This window comes from Dactylosporangium sp. CA-052675 (assembly GCF_050947935.1).
Taxonomy (GTDB): Bacteria; Actinomycetota; Actinomycetes; order Mycobacteriales; family Micromonosporaceae; genus Dactylosporangium.
This window is the reverse complement of record NZ_CP192010.1, coordinates 4,797,071-4,814,611: the sequence shown is the minus strand read 5'-3', so window position 1 is coordinate 4,814,611 and position 17,541 is coordinate 4,797,071. Positions and strand designations below refer to the sequence as shown.

Here is a 17,541-nt window from a genome sequence, read left to right as displayed (position 1 = left end):
GCCCCCGGCCGGCTGGACCGGCGCGCGGGCTACGGCAGCCGATCGAGGAACTCGGCGAGGTCGGCGGCGACGAGCGTGACGCCGGGGCCGCGGTACACGCCGTCGAGGTAGTCCGCCTCGCGCAGCCGGAACACCCGGCCGTCGGCAATGGCGATCGCGAACAGGTCACCGGCGCCGTCGCCGCCGAACACCACCACGGCGGCGACACCGGCGATGCGGGCCGCGGTCAGCTCGTCGGCCGGAAACAGGACGAACCCGGTGCCGGCCGGCGAGCTGGCCGCGGGCCGCGGTGCCGGGCCGGCGTCCCGCAGCAGCGCGACGAGCTGCGGGGGCGTGGAGGGCAGCCGCTGCCGCAGCCGCGCGAGCGCCGCCCGGTCGGATGTCACGGCACCAGGGCGACTTTGCCGCCCGGGTGCCCGCTGCGCACGAGCTCGATCGCCGCGAGGGCCTCGGTCAGCGGGAACGTCCTGGCCACCGGCACGACGAGGCGGCCCTCGCCGGCCCAGCCGAGCAGGCGGGCGCGGACGCTGTCACGGTACGCGGCGCTGTCCGGCAACGCCCCGGCGATCGCCCGGATGCCGGCGTCCCGCGACCGGTCCGACGCGACGATCGTGACCGCGCGGCTCGCGTCCGGCAGCAGCTGCGCCACGGAGTCGACGGCCTCGTCGGTGCCGACGGTGTCGATGACCGCCGCGACCCCGCCGGGCGCGGCCGCCCGCACCCGGTCGACGAGCCCGGGACCATAGGCGATCGCCTGCGCCCCGGCCTGGCGCAGCAGGTCGAAGTTGTGCTCGCTCGCGGTACCGATGACGGAAATGCCCTTGAGGCGAGCCTGCTGCAGCACGCTGATCCCGACCGCGCCGGACGCGCCGTGCACGAGCACCGTCTCGCCCGGCGCGGCGCGCACGACGTGCAGGGCCTCCGCCGCCGTGGTCCCGGCGAGCAGCAGGTTCGCCGCGGCCGGGAAGTCCAGCGCCTCGGGCTTGGCGAAGACGTCCTTCGCGGGGACGGTGACCTGGGAGGCGTACCCCCCGCTGATCCGGAACGCGACGACCGCGTCGCCGGGCGCGCCGCCCCCGGACGCGATCTCGGTCTCCGGCCCGATCGCGCTGAGCACCCCGGCGACCTCGTAGCCGATCGGCAGCGGCAGCTCGCGGTCGGCCCCGCGGTCGGCGGCGATGTGCTTGTAGTCGGCCGGGTTCACCCCCGCGGCCCGCACGTCGATCGTCACCTCGCCCGCCCGCGGGGGCCGGACGTCGGTCTCGACGAGCGTGAGCACCTCGGGTCCGCCGAAGTCGGGCGCGATCCATCGCAGAGCCATGCGGTTCTCCCTACCCCGTCAGTGCGCGAGCAACCCGGCCCGGCGCAGGATCGGCCGGACGCCCTCGCCGAAGTGGTACGCCTCTTCCAGGTGCGGCTGCCCGGACAGGATGAAGTGATCGATGCCGAGGTCATGGTACTCGCGGATGCGCTCGGCGACCTCCGCGTGGCTGCCCACGAGCGCGGTCCCGGCCCCGCCGCGGACGAGCCCGTAGCCGGCCCAGACGTTCGGGTACACCTCCAGCCGGTCGCGCCGGCCGCCGTGCAGGGCCGACATACGCTGCTGGCCCACCGACTCCCCCGCGGCGAACCCGCGCTGCACCTGCGCCACCCGGTCGTCGTCGATGCGGTCGAGCAGGCGACCGGCCTCGGCCCACGCCGCCTCGGCGGTGTCGCGGCTCAGGACGTGGAAGCGAATGCCGAAGGACAGCGTGCGCCCGGCCTCGGCGGCGAGCTTGCGCATCCGTTCGAGCCGCTCGGCGATCTGCGGCGGCGTCTCACCCCACGCGAGGTAGGTGTCGACGTGCCGGGCCGCGACCCGCTCCGCGGCCGGGCTCGCCCCGCCGAAGAAGATGGCCGGCGGCCGCCACGGCTCGAACGGGATCCGGGCCTGCTCGACCCGGTAGTGCTCGCCGGCGAAGTCGAACGGCTCCGGGGCGTCGCTGACGCCGCGCAGTACGGCCAGGAAGTCGTCGGTGCGGGCGTAGCGCTGGTCGTGGTCGAGGTGGTCGCCGAAGCGCCGCTGCTCGACGGGGTCGCCGCCGGTGACGATGTTGAGCAGCAGCCGCCCGCCGGAGATCCGCTGGAAGGTGGCGGCCTGGTGCGCGGCGAGGGTGGGCGTGACCAGGCCGGGGCGGAAGGCGACGAGGAACTTGAGCGTCGTCGTCACCTGGGTGAGCGCGGCGGTGGTGATCCACGCGTCCTCGCACCAGGTGCCGGTCGGGGTGAGCACCGCCTCGAAGCCGAGCTGCTCGGCCGAGCGCGCGATCTGCCCGAGGTAGTCGATGCCGGGCCGGCGGAACCCGTCGGCGACGGCGCCGAGCGTGTGCTGCGAGCCGTCCCCGGACCCGACGATGTCCCGGCTGTCGCCGTTGGTCGGCAGATACCAATGCAGGTGGATGCCCATACCCCATATTATCCACTGGTTTGATAGACAACAACGGTCGCGGATCTTGGGCGGGTGTCGTAGGCTCGCGGCTCGTGACGATTGAATTCGCTGCTGAGACCCCCGAGACGCTGTCCGCCGAGCCGGCCGAGGAGCCGGGCGCCGGGCCGGCCGTCATGTATACCGCGTACTTCTCCGCCATCGACGAGCTCGTCGAGCACATCCGCGCCGCCGAGGTGCTCAACCTCGGCTTCCGCGTCGAGTCCTACCTGGTCACGCCCGAGGACGCGCCGGACACCACCCAGGTCGAGTTCGAGTTCACGCTGCTGAGCGAGCTGCCCGCCCGCGACGAGGAGCGCGACTGACGCTCGGCCCCGCCGGGCGGCCGTGCGCAACGCGACTGCCCTGCGGCGGCGCCCGCCGGCCGTGCGGCACGCGACCGCGGCCAGGAACGGGACCCTCGGCGAGCCGGCCCAGCCACGCGCGCGGCCGGCCCGTCGAGCGCACCCGCCTTCCCCGTCCGCCCGGCGACGAGCACGCGGGCAGCGACGCTGCCGCTTTCACGTTTACCGATCGCTCGACCCGGGCATCACCGCGGCATGACCACCGTCGCTGCCCGCCCGGACGCGCAGGAGCTGCGCGCGGAGATCGCCCGCACCCGCGCCGCGCTCGGTGAGACGGTCGAGGCGCTCGCGGCCAAGGCCGACGTCAAGGCGCGCGTCAGCGCTCACCTCAAGCAGAAGGCGAACGACGTCAGGGGCCGTGCGCGCGATCGCGTCCGGGCCCTCGCGGGGCAGGCGCAGGCCCGGGCCGGTGTCGTCGCCGGTCGGGTGCGGGCTCAGGCGTCGCACGCGGCGGGCGAGGTGGCCGGGCGCGCGGGCCGGGCCGCCGGCACCGTCAACGCCGCGGTCCACGATCCCGCGCTGCGGGCCAAGCTGCGCCGGCCGGTGCCCATGGCCGCCGTCGGGACGGCCGCGGCCGCCACGGCCGCCGTCGCGGTGTTCGCGCTGCGGACCCGCCGCCGCTGACCCGGCCGGACCCGGCCGCCGAATCCCGGGAGCCCGGCGCGGTCGCGGTTCAGGCCTCGGTGATGTTCAGGACGGTGTCGAGGCCGGTCACGGCCAGGATGCGGCGCAGGTTGTGGTCCGGGCCGCGCAGGTTGAAGCGCCGGCCCGCAAGGTGTGCCGCCTTGTGCGCGCGGATCAGCGACGCCAGCCCCGACGAGTCGGTGAAGCCGACGCGCGACATGTCGGCCGTGACGGCCGTCGCGCCCTCGTCGTAGGCTCGCTGGACGGCGGCGCCGAAGCGCGCCGCGGTGTGGTAGTCGAGGGCGCCGGCGACGGTGAGCAGGACGCCCCCGGCCGCGTCGTCCCCGGCGGTCACCGTCAGCGTCGCCTGCGAGTTCTCGGCCATGTACGTCCTCGTCGTCCCCCATCTTGCCCTGCGCTGCGGCGCCAGCCTAACGCGCGGTCCGGGGATCCGCCGAGTTGCGGGCCGCCACGATCCCGCGGCTGCGCGGGCGCACGGGCGAGGCGCTGCCCTGGCCGACCTCGACCGGCCGGCGCGGTCAGCGGCGGTCCGGGGCAACGGCGGGGTGCCGCGGCAGCGTGTGCTGCATGAGCAGGGTGTCGATCCACCGGCCGTGCTTGTAGCCGACCCCGGTCAGCCGCCCCGCCTCGGTGAAGCCGGCCTTGCGGTGCAGGGCCGCGGACGCGTCGCTGCCCGTGTCGGCGATCACCGCGACGACCTGGCGCAGCCCCGCCCCCGCGCAGGCGTCCAGCACGGCCCGCAGCAGCACCGTGCCGTAGCCGCGGCCGGCCCACTCCGGCCCCAGGTAGACCGAGTCCTCGACGGAGTGGCGGTAGGCCGGCTTCGCGCGCCAGGGGGCGGCGTAGGAGTAGCCGGCGATGTGCCCCTCGGCCTCGCCGACGAGGAACGGCAGCCCGCGCGCGGTCAGGTCGGCCAGGCGGGTGTGCCAGGCGTCCAGGGAGGGCGGGGTCTCGTCGAAGGTCGCGACCGTCTCGGTGACGTAGTGCGCGTAGATCGCGGCGACGGCGGCGAGGTCGTCCGGCGTGGCCGGGCGTACGGTCAGCATCCGATCAGCGTAGGAGCCGCAGCGTGGCGAGGGCCGAGGCGGCGCACGTGAACATCGTGACACCCATCGCGAGCGCGGAGCCCGGGCCGGCCAGGCCCATCGCCGAGGCCGCGATGCCGCCGACGAGGAACTGCAGCAGGCCCTGCAGCGAGGAGGCGGCACCGGCGGTGGCCGCGTGCGGGCCGAGCGCCAGCGAGGTGGCGTCGGCGAGGACCACGCCGAGCATGGACACGACCGCGAACAGGCACACGAGCACGACCGGCAGCGGCGCGTGCGTGGCGGTGCTCAGCAGCACGCCGGCCGCGGCCGTCACCGCGACGGCGAGGGCGGCGCGCAGCAGGGCGTGCGCGGTGTGGCCGCGGCCGACGAGCCACCCGTTGACCTGGGCGAGCAGCACGATGCCGAGCCCGTTGGCGCCGAAGACGAGACTGAACTGCTGGGCGCTGAGGCCGTACGCGTTCTGCAGCACGAACGACGAGCCCGAGATGTAGGCGAAGACCGCCGCGAACATGAGCGCCGCGGCGAGCACGTAGCGCAGATAGGCGCGGTCGGTGAGCAGCCCGGCCATCGACCGTAGCGTGCCGCCGAGGTGGGCCGGGCGGCGCCGCTCGGGCGGCAGCGACTCCGGCAGCCCGGCGAGCACGGCCACGAGCAGCACCACGCCCACGCCCGCGAGGACGACGAACAGCACCCGCCAGCCCGCGAGGCGCAGCAGCTGGCCGCCGGCGACCGGGGCGAGGATCGGGGCGAGCCCGTTGACGAGCATGATGGTGGAGAAGAACCGGGTCATCGCCGGGCCCTCGAACAGGTCGCGGACGCTCGCGCGGGCGAGCACGATCCCGGCCGCGGCGCCGAGCGACTGCAGGGCGCGGGCGCCGACGAGCAGGCCCGCGTTCGGGGCCGCGGCGCAGCACAGCGAGCCGGCGACGTAGACCAGCAGCCCGCCGAGCAGCGGGCGGCGCCGGCCCCACGTGTCCGACAGCGGCCCGACCAGCACCTGACCCAGCGCCAGGCCGATCACGAACACGGTGAGCGACAGCTGCACCATGGGCACGCTCGTGTGCAGGTCGCGCGCCATGCCGGGCAGCGCGGGGAGGTACATGTCGATCGTGAGCGGGGCGAATCCGCTGAGCGATCCGAGGACGAGCGCCAGCCACAGCCGCCGAGTTCCGCTCACGGGTTCATGATCTCGCGGCGGGACCCGGCCGGCGCGCGCGGCGTCACCGGGGGCGGCGGTTGCCGGACTGCCGGAACCGCACGCGGGCGGCGGCGACCTCGGCGCGGGCCAGGGCGCCCTGGGTCTGCAGGGCCGGCCCGGGCGCGACCGCGGTGGCGAGCCGCACGGTGAAGCCGCCGGGTCCCGGCCAGGCGGTGAGCTCGTCGCAGGCCTGCCGGGCCAGCCACAGGCCGGTGCCGGAGCGGGTGCCGACGGGGCCCGGGCGGTAGCCGGTCAGCGGGTCGCGGAAGCCGGGGCCGCGGTCGGTGACGCGGCACTCGACCCGGCCGCGGGTCACCCAGACGGCGACGTCGACGGGCGGGGCGCCGTGTACGTAGGCGTTGGTCAGCACCTCGTTCACGGCGGCGACGAAGTCCGTGCGCACGAGGGTCGGCAGGCCGGCGAGCGACACGCTGAGCCGGGCGCGGATGCCGACGATGTCGCGGCGATCGTGGGAGGTGGGCAGGCGCAGCGCCGCCGCCGCGTCGGGATCCGGCATCGGCGCGTCGGGCAGCGGCGGTTCGAAGACCCCGGCGGGGGTCCCGGCGCGCGGGTAGGCGGTGATCGTCGTCATCGGTTCACCCGCGAGCGTGGCGGGACGGGCGGCCTCGAAGGCCGCGGCCCGGGCCAGGTCCGCGCGCGTCGTGCCGACGTCGGGCTCGGCGAGCAGCCAGATCGGGGCGCCGTGCGGTCGGGCCGGGTGGCGCGGCAGCCGGCGCAGGGCCGCGAGCGCGGCGACGGGCCGGTGGTGCACGGCCGGGCGCGGCAGCCGCAGGCCGTCGGGGAGCAGCGCGTGGTGCTCGGGGCGGCAGGCGAGCACCACGAAGGCGCCGGCGGGGCGGTCGGTGAGGGCGGCCCGCAGCTCGTCGGCGTCGTCGTAACGCAGGATGTGGTGGCCGGTCATGCCGCGAGCGGAAGCAGACCGTCGAGGTCGATGCGATCGATGACGATGCGGGCGTACTGCGCCTCGCCCACGAGAATCCGCAGCGCGACCCTGGCCCGGCCGGCCGACTCGACGGCCCGCAGCAGCGCGCGGACGCCACCGGCGGCGAGGAACTCCAGCTCGCGCAGGTCGAGCACGAGGTCTCGGCCGGGGGTGAGCGCCGCGGCGACGGCCGCGTCGAGATCGGGGGCGGTGAAGGCGTCGAGCGCGCCGGTCAGTGCGAGCACGACCGCACCGCGCGCGTCGCCGCGACTCACCGCGAACGTCGGGCCGGCCACAGCCCGGAGCCTACGCGTCCATATCGCTCTATTCCACCGGAAGCCCGGCCTGCACCAGGCGGCGGCCGCGGACGACCACGACGCGCTCGCCGACCTCGCGGCCCTCGTGCCCGAGCTGCATGCCATGGACGTAGTACCACCGCTCGTCGTCGTAGGAGATCGGAGCATCGCGCTCGACGCGGCGGATACGCAGGGTCAGGTCGCCGACACCGTACATGTAGTCGCGCTCGGCCAGCACGAGCACGAGATCGGCGGGCATACGTTCCTCCAATCGAATCGGGAACGCTGAAGTTACAGATGCGTGAAGGCGAACGGTACGGAGAAGCAGGCGCCCCTAGTGACCGATCAGTCGCGACATCAAACCTTTCCGTCATCGAACTACCGCGATCTGGCACGATCGACCCCCGGGACGGTGCGAAAGACCTGGCCGAGAGCGGGTCAGACCCCGCTGGGCAGGGGAACGCCCGCTACGCCGCGCGGGCGGCCCGTGCGCAGGATGGCGCTGAGGTGGTCGGCCGGGGCGGGCAGGCCCAGGTGGTGGCCTCGACGACGGCGACGGGCCGCGCGAGAGACCCGACCGTGTCGGACACGCGTCAATCATCGGCGCCCGGCGCGGCCGTACCAAGGCCAAATCCGGCCGCTCACCACGTTGTTACCGGCCATTCAAGTACGGCTCGGCGCGGCGCGGCCTCGTCACCGACCGTGACCGATTGCGGGCGCCGCTACCAGTCGCGGCGGTGGTCGCGCAGGGCGCGGCGGGCGGCGTGGCGGCTGCGGCGGCGGTTCTCACGGCACCATTGCGCCGCCTCGCGATGGCCGCGGCTCTCCACCCGGCGGAACCAGTAGCTCGCCGTGGCGCCCCAGTGGCAGCCGTCGCGGCGCTCCCCCAGCGACGCCGTCGCGGCGGTGATGGCATCGGCCAGGGTGCACGGGCCGAATCGGTGGTCGTGGCGCGGCCGGCACGCGCGCATCGGTGCGTCGGCCATCTGGACCCACCAGGGGCGGGTCTTGTCGGTCCTGCTCATGCACGGGCACCTTCCGGCTCCGTGACGCCCCGGGCTGGGGCCGTCGCTACACCGGGTGCACCCGTTCGCCTCCGTCTGCCGCGTTCGATTTCGCCCAGCGTACCCGGGTAGTGGGGGCGCATGAGCGACACGAGGGCGAGTGACCGCGCGCAGCGGCGCGGCGTGGAGGCCGGCGAGCGGGCCGACCTGGCGCGGCGGCGGGCCGAGGAGGCCGCGGCGCGGCTGGCGGAGCTGCGGCACGAGTCGATCGAGCCGGAACGATCGCCGGAAGCATCGGAGGCGTCGGCCACCGCGATGTGCGCGCGGGCCGCCGAGCTGGCGCAGGAGTCGCAGCGGCTCGCGACCCTGGCCACCGAGCGGGCGGCGTCGGCCGCGCTGGCCGCCGCCGACGCGCACGAGGCCGCGGCGGACCTGCACGACCGCTCGGCGGCCTCCGGGCTGGGCGACGTCGAGGAGCACCGGCGGCAGGCCGCGCGGCACCGGGAGCACGCGCAGGCCAGCCGGGCCGAGGCGCGGGAGGACCAGCGGATGCTGGAGGGCGGGACCGCGGGACCGCGGTCCCGCCCTCCCTCGGTCACCTGACGGCGGCCGGCTCCGCCGGCAGGTCCTCGACGCCGGCCTCGACCGCCTGCTCGTGGCGGCGGCGGGCCGACGGCAGGATCAGCGCGGCCACGATGCCGAGGACCGCGACGCCGGCGCAGAGCCAGAAGCCCTCGGTGAACGCGTCGTCGGTCGGCAGGCCCCGGGGCGTGGTGTTGGACGCGATGACGGCGGCGATGACGGCCGTACCGATGCTGCTGCCGATCGTCCGCGCGATCGTGTTCACCGAGGCGGCCTCGCCGGTGTGGGTCGCGGGGACGCTCTCGATGATGGCGTTGGACATCGCGGCGAACGCGAGGCCGATGCCGGCGCCGGTGAACAGCCCGGAGACCAGGATCTGCCAGATCGCGCCGTGCCCCACGGCCGGCAGGGCGAAGGCCGCGGTGACCGCGATCGCGCCGAGCGCCATCGGCACCTTGGGGCCGAAGCGGCGGTCGAGCAGGCCGGCGAGCGGGCCGAACACGAGCATCATGAGCACCGTCGGCAGCAGGAACAGGCCGGCCTCGGAGACCGACTTGCCGAAGCCGTAGCCGGTCGCCGCGGGCAGCTCGAGCAGCGTCGGGACGAGCACGAAGGTGCCGAACATCGCGAAGCCGAAGATGAGCGCGACGAGGTTGGTCGCCCACACGCCGCGCAGGGCCATCAGGCGCATGTCGACCAGCGGCTCGCGCACCTTGAGCTCCACGACGACGAACACGGCCAGCAGCACGACCCCGGCCACGAGCAGCCCGACGGTCTCGCCGCTGCCCCAGCCCCACTCGCGGCCCTTGGAGATCGCCAGCAGCAGCGACACCAGCGACACGGACAGGATCAGGGCGCCGAGCACGTCGAGGCGTCCGGGCGCGCGCACCGGGGACTCGGGCACGCCGAAGAAGACGCCGAGCAGCGCGACGGCGACGACGACCAGCGGGAACCAGAACAGCCAGTGCCAGGACAGGTGGTCGACGATCGGGCCGGCGGCGACGATCCCGACGCCGGCGCCGATGCCGAAGATCGCCGAGAGTAGGCCGACGGTGACGCCGACCCGTTCGCGGGGCAGCTCGTCGCGGACGATGCCGATCGACAGCGGCATGATCGCGCCGGCCGCGCCCTGCAGGGCCCGGGCGACGATGAGCACGGTCAGGTTGGGCGCGAGCGCGGCCAGCAGGGTGCCGGCGGCCAGGATCGCGAGCACCACGAGCATCACCCGGCGCTTGCCCACCATGTCGCCGAGCCGGCCCAGGATCGGCGTGAGGACCGAGGCCGACAGCAGGTACGCCGTCAGGATCCAGCTGATGTCCCCGGTGGACGCGTCGAGGTCCCGGGCGATGATCGGCAGTGCGGGTGCGACGAGTGACTGCAGGACCGCGAACGCCAGGCCGCCCAGCGACAGGAACAGCACGACGAGTGTGCTGTTCGAGTGCCGTCCGGTCCGCCCCGCCTGCGTGACGGTGTTTGCCACGGGTACCCCTCGAAATGTAAACGTCTGTTGACTTTGACCGTAGACCGGGATCGGCGAACAAGTCAACGGCGGTTTACATCACATCGGGGGACCCTCAGCGGCGGCGCGTACCCGCGTCGGCGTACCGCAGCAGCGCGCCGACCCCGCCCTCCACCGGCAGCTCGTCCGGCGCGGCGAAGAGCAGGTCGGCCTCGGTGCACACCACCGCGCGCACGAGCGCCGCGTCGGCCCGCACCCGCCGGGTGTCCCGCACCCCCATCGCCAGCAGCTCGGCGCGATCGAAGGACAGCTGCTCCGGCTCCGGCCCGATCCACAGCTCCGTGGTCGAGCTCGGGTCGTCCACGAGCAGCACCGTGTCGACCTGCCCCCGCTGCAGGGCGGTCACCACGGCCGGCAGCCCGTCCCCGGCCGCGTCGTTGCCCCGCCGGCTGCGGTAGCGGTCGACGACCGCCCGCGCCTTCTCGGTCGCGCGCTCGGCGATCGCCTGCACCGTCACGTCCTCGAGCGCGGCGGCGCCGGTGCTGGAGTTGGTCTCCACGACCCGCTCCAGCCAGTGCTCCGGCAGCTGCGCGACGAGCAGGGGGCGCGCCTGCGGGTCGCCGGCCACCACGATGACCTCGGCGCCGCACTGCTCGGCGGCCTGCGCGACCGCCGCGGCGACCGCGCCGGCGTTGCGCTCCCACGAGACCTGGGCGGCGCGCTGGTACCGCGACTGCGACCACCCGCCGGGCTTGACCCGGTGCACGGGCCACTGCTCGGTGCCCGTGACGGCCTCGTCGCGCACGAGCCGGGCCGCGTCCACGGCCTCGATCCGCCCGCCGGTGCGATCGACCAGGACCCGGACGTACGGGATCGACTCCCCCATCTGCGCCAGCAGCGGCATGACGTGCGGCAGCGGCCCGAACGCCGCGATGGCGCGCCGCGGCGGCGCGGGCAGCACCCGAAGCATCGCCACCTCGCCGTCGGCGGCGAACGCGGCGAGCCCGTACGGCCCGCCCTCCTCGGTGTGCGCGAGCAGCGCCCGCTCGAGCGCCTCGATGGTCTCCGGCTCGCACAGAGCGTCCCGCAGCGCCTCCCGGGCGGCCCGCCAGCGCAGCTCGACGGTGCCGGCCGGGTCTTCGTTGTTACGCGTCCCGTCGAGATAGACCGACGCCCACGGTCCGGGACGCTCGTACAACGGGCGTAGGAAGGACACGTTCATACTCGCGCCCCTACCCGCTTTTTCACGCGTTAGGCGGGTTGCGAGCCGGGTAAACGAGCCCATATGACGTCACCGGAGGAGCGCGCCGACGAGGCCGCCAGCGAGCAGACCCGGCGCAACGGCGGCCCGACGCGCAGCGGAGGACTGCGCACCACGACCGGCTCCAGCGCGGGGCCGGGCGGGTCCGGGCGCGCCCCGCAGCGCCGCGCCCGCCCGGGCGCCGCGCCGACCACCACGGGCGACGCGACGACCGGCGGCATGCGCTCCCCCGCCGAGGGCGCCACGAGCGACGCGAGCGGCCCCGCGGCCGAGTCGGGCGACTTCACCGACCGCTGAGCCGCCCGCGACCACCGGCGCCGCGCCTCAGCCCTTGGACGAGCCCAGGGACAGGCCGGCGATGAACTGCTTCTGCAGCAGCACGTAGACGATCAGGGTCGGCATCGCCGCGATGAGGGCGGCCGCCGCGATCAGGTTCTGATTCGACACGAACTGGCCCTGGAGGTTGGCCAGGGCGGAGGTGATCGGCCGCCGGTCGCCGGTGGAGATCAGCGTGATGGCCCAGAAGAAGTCGTTGTAGATCCACGTCGTGAGTAGTGTCGCGAGCGCGGCCAGCGCGGGGCGGCACAGGGGCATCGTGAGCCGCCAGTACCGCGTCCACAGCGAGGCACCGTCGATGAGCGCCGCCTCGTCGATGCCGGTGGGCAGCGTCTTCATGTAGTTGCTGAGCACGAAGACGCAGAAGCCGAGCTGGAACGCCACGTTGATGACGATGAGCCCGAGGTAGGAGTTGTAGATGCCCAGGGCCAGATAGATGCGGTACAGCGGCGTGATGATGACCTGCTGCGGCAGCAGGTTGCCGGCGGTGAACAGGATCAGCAGCGCCACGTTGAACCTGAAGCTGAGCCGGGACAGCACGTACGCCGCCGTGGAGGCCAGGAACAGGGTCACCAGCACGGCCGGCACCGTGACCCACACCGAGTTCAGGAAGAACTTCCACATGTCCGACTGGGCCCACGCGTCGGCGAAGTTGCTCAGGGTCAGCGTGTGCGGCAGGGAGACGTAGCCGTACCTGTTGGTCTCGCTGATCGGCCGCAGCGCGACGTACAGCGCGAACAGGATCGGGGTCACCCACAACGCGGACATGACGACCATGAAGGCGGTGGAGGCGGCCCGGCGGGTCATCGCTGTTCCTCTCGTCGGAAGGCCTGCCACAGGAACAGGGAGATCGGGATGAGGGAGATGACGAGGAGCACGACGCCGAGGGTCGAGCCGAAGCCGATGCGTTGGGTCTCGCCGACGATGTTCTGGGTCACCGCGACTGAGAGCAGTTCCAGGCCGCGCAGTGGGTTGCCGTTGCTGGTGATGTAGACGAGGTCGAACGCGCGCAGCGACTCGATGACGGTGACGACGAGTACGACGATGTTGATCGGGCGCATTGCCGGGAACACGACCCGCCAGAACGTCTGCCAGCTGTTGGCCCCGTCGACGACGGCGGCCTCGCGCAGGGCCGGGTCCACGGCTTTGAGGCCGGCGAGGTACAGCACCATGACGTACGGCGCCTGCCGCCAGCTGGCCTCGACGAGCAGCGCCCACAGGTTGAGGCTCGGGTCGCCGAGCCAGTCGATGAGGTTGTCGTTGTGGTTGTGCCCGGTCAGGGTGTTGATGAGCCCGAAGTTGGGTGAGTAGATGAGCTCCCAGATGATGCCGATGAGCGCGAGGGAGAGCATCACGGGCAGGAACAGGATGCTCTGGTAGAAGCGGCTGCCGCGGATGCCGCGGTCCAGCACCACGGCGAAGAGCATGCCCAGCGGGGTGGCGACGACGATGAACACGCCGAGCCAGATCGCGTTGTGCTGGACGGCCGGCCAGAAGTCCGGATAGTTGGTGAACGCCTGCTCGTAGTTCTTGACCCCGTTGAGGCAGCCGGGCTGCGGGATCCCGGGCGCGGACGGGAAGTCGCCGCAGGAGCGCATCCGGACCGGGCCGACGCCGGTCCACTTCGTGAAGGACAGCAGCACCGACCCGAGGGCCGGGATCCAGACGAACGCGGCGGCGAGCAGGAGCGGGACGCCGAGCATCGCGGTCGCGACGCCGACGTCCGGGCGGGTCAGGGTGCGGGTGCGACCCCGGCGCCGGGGTGCGCAGGCCGGCGCCGGGGCGGTCTTGCGGGGTGTCGTGAGCGTCATCAGCTGAAGATGGTCTTCGCCTGGTCTTCGGCGCGCTTCTGGATCGTGGCGATGGTGTCGGGGGTGGGGCTGTCGATGAACTGCTGGATGAGCTTGATCATCGCGGTGGCCATGTCCGGCACGGTGTCGCGGTCCATGAACTGGGAGACGTTCTTGCACTTGCCGATCTCGGCGACGGACTTCTTCTGGATGTCGTTGTACGTCGGCGCGACGAGGCCCTTGGCGAGGCCGACGTCCCAGTGGTCGGTCTGCAGGAACTTCGCCTCGGCGTCGGCGGTGCCGATGTACTGCAGGATCTTCTTCGCCGATGCCGTGTTCTTGCCCTTCTTGGGCAGGATGAACCCGTCGGTCGGGGCGTCCATGGAGTCGGTGCCGTAGCTGGGGTTGATCGCGGGGAAGACGAAGAAGTCGAGGTCGGCCAGGTTCGCGGCGTCGTAGTTGGCCGCGACCTGGTTGGAGCCCTGGAACATCATCCCGGCCTGCTTGTTCTCCAGCGCCTTGGCGGCGTCCTGCCAGGTGCGGCCGTTGGCGCCGTTCTGCTGGTAGGGCGCGAGCTCACGCCACTGGTCGAAGACGGCCTTGACACCGGGGTCGGTCCACGGCACCTCGTGCTGCATCAGCTTGATGTGGTACTCGTAGCCGTTGATGCGCAGGTTGAGGATGTCGAACGTGCCCAGCGCGGGCCAGCCGTCCTTGTCGGCGAACGCGAGCGGCACGAGCCCGTCGGCCTGCATCTGCTTCGCCAGCGTGATGAAGGCGTCCCAGGTGGCGGGGACCTGGTAGCCCTTGGACTGGAAGACGCTCTTGTTGTAGAAGACGACCCACGGGTAGTTGTACAGCGGAACCATGTAGTAGTGGCCGTCCAGGCCCTTCGAGAGGTTCTTCGCGGCGTCGTTGAACGTGCCGCCGATCTTCTCCCACACGTCGTCGATCGGCGTCAGCAGCCCCTGGGCCGCGAAGAACTGCAGCCGGTAGCCGGCGAACCAGGTCGCGAGGGAGTCCGGGGTGCCCTGCAGGTAGTTGCTGATGTTGTTCTGGAACGTGTTGTGATCGACGGTGTTCACCGAGACCGGGACGCTCGTGCTACCGGTCGCCTGAGACATGAGCGCCGCGAACGCCGCCTTCGGCGCGGCGTCGGAGTAGTTCGAGCCGAAGGTCACCGGCCCCGTGCCGTTGTCACCACCCGTCGCCGGCTGACCGGAGGAGTCGTCACCGCACGCGGCGAGGAGGGCGCCCGCGGCGCCGGCCCCGAACAGGCCCTTGAGCGCGGAACGGCGGCTGAGCGTTTGTGACATCAGTACCTCCGAAAACCCAACATCTCCCAACGAAACCAAACGTCACGAAAGCGCCTCGACTGAGAAATGTCAATGCCTCCCACGATTACGAAGCGGTTTCGATGGCGTTGCAACGTTGAAACTCGTTGATTCCTGAAGACCGGGGCGTGGGTTCTGGCAGCGGAAGCCGCGAGTCTTGTCATGCCTTGACAGAACTCGCGCCGCCCACGAGGCTTCCGTGACACCGGCGCCCGCTATCCCACATATTCGATCATGGTTACTCTCCCCGGCTCCCCCGAACACTCAGGAATCCCCATGCACGAGGGCGTGCGGTCCGGGCGGCGCGCCGGCGCGGACCGGCGGCACCCAGCTCGCGCCGCGGGACCGCAAACGGCCAGGCGAGCCAGCGGCGGAGCGCCCGCTGACGTCTCGACCGCGAGATATTGACATGGAACGCTATTCCAAATACCTATATCGAGCATGTTCACGATGCGGCGGTTGGCGGCAATCCTGACGGCCGTGGCGGTCCTGTTGGGGCTCAGCGCCTCACCGGCCGCCGCGGTCAGCCAGTTCATGAAGCTCTTCCAGGAGCCCGGCGACTACGAGGCCCGGTTCCCCGACATCGTCAAGCTCGACGACGGCCGACTCATGGCCGTCTGGTACCGCGCGACGGGCCACACCGGCCCCGAGGGCACCGTGCAGCTCTCCTTCGGCACCCAGAGCGGGTCGGCGTGGACCTGGGCCACGCCGTACCCCGCCCTGGCCCACCCGTCCACGATGCTGCACAAGGACATGCGCGACCCGAAGCTCGGCAAGATGCGTGACGGCGCGGTGGTGCTGACCTTCTTCGTCCCGAGCGACGGCGTGTACTACTCGGTCTGGAAGCCGGGCTGGACCACCTTCACCGATCCCGTGAAGCTCGTCGTGCCCGGCATCCCCGGCGGCGCGCTCGCCGAGCACGGCGGGGTGCTCGCCCTCGACGACCAGGGCGCCTCGGTCGACCAGGTGCTGATCCCGGTCTACAACAACACCGGGGCCTGGTTCGTGCGCGCCACCTGGCGCCCGGTGAGCGACCCGCGGCTGCTGCTCGCCGACGCGTTCCAGCTCGCCGCGAACGCCCCGGCCGCGGACGGCTTCACGGACACCTTCACGGAGCCGAGCTTCGTGCAGGTCGCCGGCACGGTCATCGCGGCCGTCCGGCACGAGCAGAACAAGGGCAGCACCTCCAACGGCCAGCCCGTCAAGATCATGAAGTGGAACCCGTACACGTTCACGGGCACCGGCTCCTACTACGACGTGCAGTGGCTGCCGGTCTTCGCCTCGTCGCACCATCTGCTGAAGGTCTCCGGCCCGAACAACCAGGACCGGGTGCTGTTCACGTTCGGCGACAAGGGCGTGGCGCTGCGCCCGACCTACGGCATCCTCATCCAGAACCCGCTCGCCCTGTGGCCCGAGACCGGCCTGAAGAAGGTGGCCATCTACAACTCCGGCTCCTCGGACCAGGCCAACCCCTCCAGCGTCGAGGTCAGCGCCGGCGTCTACTTCACCCTGGCGTACAACGCGAAACCGAAGAGCGCCACCGAGGGCAACGGGATGTCCCCCAACGGCGGCTCGCTGTGGGTCATGCGCAGCACCCAGGACGAGTACTGAGGCGTGTTCGCTCGGTGGGTGCCGATCGCCGGCCGCGGCCCGGAACGGGTGAGGCCGCCGAGTGGTCACGCCCGGGGGAAGGCTGAGACGCGTTGCCGGGGGTAGCGCCCGGCGCATGCTGCTCTCGCATTCGTACGCATCGACGCCGCTCATCACCGCGCGGTGGAACGGGGTGGGCGGGTGAGCGCTGCCGAGGGGCGGGTGCGGCAGCTCGGGCGGACCGGATGGTCGGTCGCGGGGGTCATCGCCGGCGTGACGCTGGCCGTGCTCGCGGTCGGGGTGCTGGTACCGCTGCTGATGCCCCTGCTGCTCATGGTCGTCATCGCCGTCACCGTGCAGCCGTTCGTCGTCCGGGTGCGCCGGCTCGGCCTCGCGCCCACGGCGGCGACGCTGCTCGGCGCGCTCGTCGTCCCGCTGTGCCTGATGCTCGTCGCCGCGCTGCTGGTGTGGGTGCTCACGCTGCAGGCGGCGCAGTGGCAGCCGGCCCTGGCCGAGGCCGGGCGGCGGCTGCGCGGCGCGCTCGGCACGGACCCGGTGCAGACCGTGCTGCGCTCGGCACCGTGGCGCACGGCCCTGCTCGGCATCGGGTCGGCGGTGGCCAGCGGGGTGGTCGTCATCGGGCAGGTCGCGGTCGGGCTGCTGGTCGGCTCGTACCTGCTGTACTACCTCCTGCGCGACGGCCCCCGCCTCGTCGCGGCGATCGAGCGGCGGCCGGAGTGGTCCGACCCGGAGCACCGGCTCGTGCGGCGGGCGGCCGTGCAGCTACGGCGGTACATGGTCGGGACCACCCTCGTCGCGGCCATGGACGCGGCCGTGATCACGCTCGGCGCGGCCGTGCTGCGGGTGCCGTTCCTGCTCACCATCGCCGTCATCACGTTCGTGGCGGCGTTCGTACCGTACCTCGGCGCCTGGGTCTCGGCGATCTTCACGGTCCTGCTCGCGCTCGGCTCCGGCGGGGCCACCACGGCCGTGTGGATGATCGTCATCGTGCTCATCACCCAGAACATCCTCGAGGGTGTCCTGCGCCCGCTGGTGTTCGGCCGCGCGCTCAACCTGCACCCGGTCGCGGTGCTGGCGGCGACCGTGGTGGGCGCGGCCCTGGGCGGCCTCTGCGGCGTCTTCCTGGCGCCGCCCCTGGCCGCGATCGCCCGCACATGGTGGCTCGCCCGGCGGTGACGTCGGGGACCACGTTGCCGGGCCCGCCCGC

At 73.0% G+C, this 17,541-nt stretch carries 21 protein-coding genes; 6 read left to right on the top strand and 15 right to left on the bottom strand.

The genetic code is table 11. The features are described 5' to 3' along the window. Positions 1-29: 29 nt before the first annotated feature. Genes ACQP1P_RS22150 through ACQP1P_RS22140 form a run of 3 tightly spaced genes read right to left on the bottom strand, consistent with a single transcriptional unit; the run spans position 30 to position 2,446 of the window. The gene (locus ACQP1P_RS22150; protein ID WP_433088994.1) at positions 30-386 is read right to left on the bottom strand and encodes a hypothetical protein; all 357 of its coding nucleotides are present in this window, start codon (positions 384-386) and stop codon (positions 30-32) included. After that, on the bottom strand, positions 383-1,321 hold the full coding sequence (locus ACQP1P_RS22145; RefSeq protein ID WP_433088992.1) for a quinone oxidoreductase family protein: 939 nt from the start codon (positions 1,319-1,321) through the stop codon (positions 383-385). Before ACQP1P_RS22145 ends, ACQP1P_RS22150 begins: the two co-directional genes overlap by 4 nt. A gap of 18 nt (positions 1,322-1,339) precedes the next feature. Further along, positions 1,340-2,446 (bottom strand): LLM class flavin-dependent oxidoreductase, encoded by a 1,107-nt coding sequence (locus tag ACQP1P_RS22140; protein WP_433088990.1) that lies wholly within the window; start codon positions 2,444-2,446, stop codon positions 1,340-1,342. A 74-nt stretch (positions 2,447-2,520) separates the two neighbouring features. On the opposite strand from ACQP1P_RS22140, the gene ACQP1P_RS22135 reads away from it, so the two are divergent. Together ACQP1P_RS22135 and ACQP1P_RS22130 are read left to right on the top strand one after the other, a co-directional pair. Continuing rightward, positions 2,521-2,790 (top strand): hypothetical protein, encoded by a 270-nt coding sequence (locus ACQP1P_RS22135; RefSeq protein ID WP_350616850.1) that lies wholly within the window; start codon positions 2,521-2,523, stop codon positions 2,788-2,790. Positions 2,791-3,024: 234 nt separating this feature from the next. Beyond that, positions 3,025-3,453, top strand: coding sequence for a DUF3618 domain-containing protein (locus ACQP1P_RS22130; protein ID WP_433088988.1), 429 nt, complete (start codon positions 3,025-3,027; stop codon positions 3,451-3,453). A 49-nt stretch (positions 3,454-3,502) separates the two neighbouring features. Here the strand turns inward: ACQP1P_RS22130 and ACQP1P_RS22125 are convergent, their stop codons facing one another. From ACQP1P_RS22125 to ACQP1P_RS22095, 7 genes are all read right to left on the bottom strand, one after another. Then, positions 3,503-3,838, bottom strand: a complete 336-nt coding sequence (locus tag ACQP1P_RS22125) for an STAS domain-containing protein (protein WP_433088986.1) — start codon at positions 3,836-3,838, stop codon at positions 3,503-3,505. 154 nt (positions 3,839-3,992) lie between these two features. Further along, positions 3,993-4,520: an N-acetyltransferase family protein gene (locus ACQP1P_RS22120; RefSeq protein WP_433088984.1), complete on the bottom strand. Its 528-nt coding sequence runs from the start codon at positions 4,518-4,520 to the stop codon at positions 3,993-3,995. Positions 4,521-4,524: 4 nt separating this feature from the next. After that, entirely contained in the window at positions 4,525-5,697 is a 1,173-nt protein-coding gene (locus ACQP1P_RS22115; protein WP_433088982.1) for a multidrug effflux MFS transporter, read from the bottom strand. A gap of 43 nt (positions 5,698-5,740) precedes the next feature. Beyond that, entirely contained in the window at positions 5,741-6,640 is a 900-nt protein-coding gene (locus tag ACQP1P_RS22110; RefSeq protein WP_433088980.1) for an ATP-binding protein, read from the bottom strand. Continuing rightward, positions 6,637-6,957, bottom strand: a complete 321-nt coding sequence (locus tag ACQP1P_RS22105) for an STAS domain-containing protein (protein WP_433088978.1) — start codon at positions 6,955-6,957, stop codon at positions 6,637-6,639. The genes ACQP1P_RS22110 and ACQP1P_RS22105 overlap by 4 nt, the downstream gene beginning before the upstream one ends. A 28-nt stretch (positions 6,958-6,985) precedes the next feature. After that, complete coding sequence (locus tag ACQP1P_RS22100; protein ID WP_433088976.1) at positions 6,986-7,216, bottom strand: hypothetical protein; 231 nt, start codon at positions 7,214-7,216, stop codon at positions 6,986-6,988. 463 nt (positions 7,217-7,679) lie between these two features. Beyond that, the gene (locus ACQP1P_RS22095) at positions 7,680-7,982 is read right to left on the bottom strand and encodes a hypothetical protein (protein WP_433088974.1); all 303 of its coding nucleotides are present in this window, start codon (positions 7,980-7,982) and stop codon (positions 7,680-7,682) included. Positions 7,983-8,102: 120 nt separating this feature from the next. Here ACQP1P_RS22095 and ACQP1P_RS22090 point away from each other — a divergent pair, with 120 nt between their 5' ends. After that, positions 8,103-8,564 carry a hypothetical protein gene (locus ACQP1P_RS22090; RefSeq protein WP_433088972.1) on the top strand — a complete coding sequence of 154 codons (462 nt, stop codon included), beginning with the start codon at positions 8,103-8,105 and terminating at the stop codon, positions 8,562-8,564. Here the strand turns inward: ACQP1P_RS22090 and ACQP1P_RS22085 are convergent. Then, on the bottom strand, positions 8,557-10,023 hold the full coding sequence (locus ACQP1P_RS22085) for an MFS transporter (RefSeq protein ID WP_433088970.1): 1,467 nt from the start codon (positions 10,021-10,023) through the stop codon (positions 8,557-8,559). The genes ACQP1P_RS22090 and ACQP1P_RS22085 overlap by 8 nt on opposite strands. 94 nt (positions 10,024-10,117) lie before the next feature. Further along, complete coding sequence (locus ACQP1P_RS22080; RefSeq protein WP_433088968.1) at positions 10,118-11,224, bottom strand: Vms1/Ankzf1 family peptidyl-tRNA hydrolase; 1,107 nt, start codon at positions 11,222-11,224, stop codon at positions 10,118-10,120. Between the two features lie 63 nt (positions 11,225-11,287). Here ACQP1P_RS22080 and ACQP1P_RS22075 point away from each other — a divergent pair, with 63 nt between their 5' ends. Then, positions 11,288-11,560 carry a hypothetical protein gene (locus ACQP1P_RS22075; RefSeq protein ID WP_433088966.1) on the top strand — a complete coding sequence of 91 codons (273 nt, stop codon included), beginning with the start codon at positions 11,288-11,290 and terminating at the stop codon, positions 11,558-11,560. Positions 11,561-11,587: 27 nt separating this feature from the next. Here the strand turns inward: ACQP1P_RS22075 and ACQP1P_RS22070 are convergent, their stop codons facing one another. From ACQP1P_RS22070 to ACQP1P_RS22060, 3 genes are read right to left on the bottom strand one after another with little or no spacing between them, the layout of a single operon-like run. After that, positions 11,588-12,406 carry a carbohydrate ABC transporter permease gene (locus ACQP1P_RS22070; protein WP_433088964.1) on the bottom strand — a complete coding sequence of 273 codons (819 nt, stop codon included), beginning with the start codon at positions 12,404-12,406 and terminating at the stop codon, positions 11,588-11,590. Beyond that, positions 12,403-13,410, bottom strand: a complete 1,008-nt coding sequence (locus tag ACQP1P_RS22065) for a carbohydrate ABC transporter permease (protein ID WP_433088962.1) — start codon at positions 13,408-13,410, stop codon at positions 12,403-12,405. Before ACQP1P_RS22065 ends, ACQP1P_RS22070 begins: the two co-directional genes overlap by 4 nt. Beyond that, the gene (locus tag ACQP1P_RS22060; RefSeq protein ID WP_433088960.1) at positions 13,410-14,705 is read right to left on the bottom strand and encodes an ABC transporter substrate-binding protein; all 1,296 of its coding nucleotides are present in this window, start codon (positions 14,703-14,705) and stop codon (positions 13,410-13,412) included. Before ACQP1P_RS22060 ends, ACQP1P_RS22065 begins: the two co-directional genes overlap by 1 nt. Before the next feature lie 498 nt (positions 14,706-15,203). Between ACQP1P_RS22060 and ACQP1P_RS22055 the strand changes: the two genes are divergently transcribed. After that, positions 15,204-16,334 (top strand): sialidase family protein, encoded by a 1,131-nt coding sequence (locus tag ACQP1P_RS22055; protein ID WP_433088958.1) that lies wholly within the window; start codon positions 15,204-15,206, stop codon positions 16,332-16,334. Between the two features lie 180 nt (positions 16,335-16,514). Further along, the gene (locus tag ACQP1P_RS22050; protein ID WP_433088956.1) at positions 16,515-17,510 is read left to right on the top strand and encodes an AI-2E family transporter; all 996 of its coding nucleotides are present in this window, start codon (positions 16,515-16,517) and stop codon (positions 17,508-17,510) included. Positions 17,511-17,541: the final 31 nt, after the last annotated feature.

Bases quoted from the DNA above. Each gene is read 5' to 3' on its own strand.
- ACQP1P_RS22145 (WP_433088992.1), bottom strand. From the start codon at position 1,321: ATGGCTCTGCGATGGATCGCGCCCGACTTCGGCGGACCCGAGGTGCTC.
- ACQP1P_RS22140 (WP_433088990.1), bottom strand. From the start codon at position 2,446: ATGGGCATCCACCTGCATTGGTATCTGCCGACCAACGGCGACAGCCGG.
- ACQP1P_RS22130 (WP_433088988.1), top strand. From the start codon at position 3,025: ATGACCACCGTCGCTGCCCGCCCGGACGCGCAGGAGCTGCGCGCGGAG.
- ACQP1P_RS22125 (WP_433088986.1), bottom strand. From the start codon at position 3,838: ATGGCCGAGAACTCGCAGGCGACGCTGACGGTGACCGCCGGGGACGAC.
- ACQP1P_RS22120 (WP_433088984.1), bottom strand. From the start codon at position 4,520: ATGCTGACCGTACGCCCGGCCACGCCGGACGACCTCGCCGCCGTCGCC.
- ACQP1P_RS22110 (WP_433088980.1), bottom strand. From the start codon at position 6,640: ATGACCGGCCACCACATCCTGCGTTACGACGACGCCGACGAGCTGCGG.
- ACQP1P_RS22100 (WP_433088976.1), bottom strand. From the start codon at position 7,216: ATGCCCGCCGATCTCGTGCTCGTGCTGGCCGAGCGCGACTACATGTAC.
- ACQP1P_RS22095 (WP_433088974.1), bottom strand. From the start codon at position 7,982: ATGAGCAGGACCGACAAGACCCGCCCCTGGTGGGTCCAGATGGCCGAC.
- ACQP1P_RS22090 (WP_433088972.1), top strand. From the start codon at position 8,103: ATGAGCGACACGAGGGCGAGTGACCGCGCGCAGCGGCGCGGCGTGGAG.
- ACQP1P_RS22080 (WP_433088968.1), bottom strand. From the start codon at position 11,224: ATGAACGTGTCCTTCCTACGCCCGTTGTACGAGCGTCCCGGACCGTGG.
- ACQP1P_RS22075 (WP_433088966.1), top strand. From the start codon at position 11,288: ATGACGTCACCGGAGGAGCGCGCCGACGAGGCCGCCAGCGAGCAGACC.
- ACQP1P_RS22070 (WP_433088964.1), bottom strand. From the start codon at position 12,406: ATGACCCGCCGGGCCGCCTCCACCGCCTTCATGGTCGTCATGTCCGCG.
- ACQP1P_RS22065 (WP_433088962.1), bottom strand. From the start codon at position 13,410: ATGACGCTCACGACACCCCGCAAGACCGCCCCGGCGCCGGCCTGCGCA.
- ACQP1P_RS22060 (WP_433088960.1), bottom strand. From the start codon at position 14,705: ATGTCACAAACGCTCAGCCGCCGTTCCGCGCTCAAGGGCCTGTTCGGG.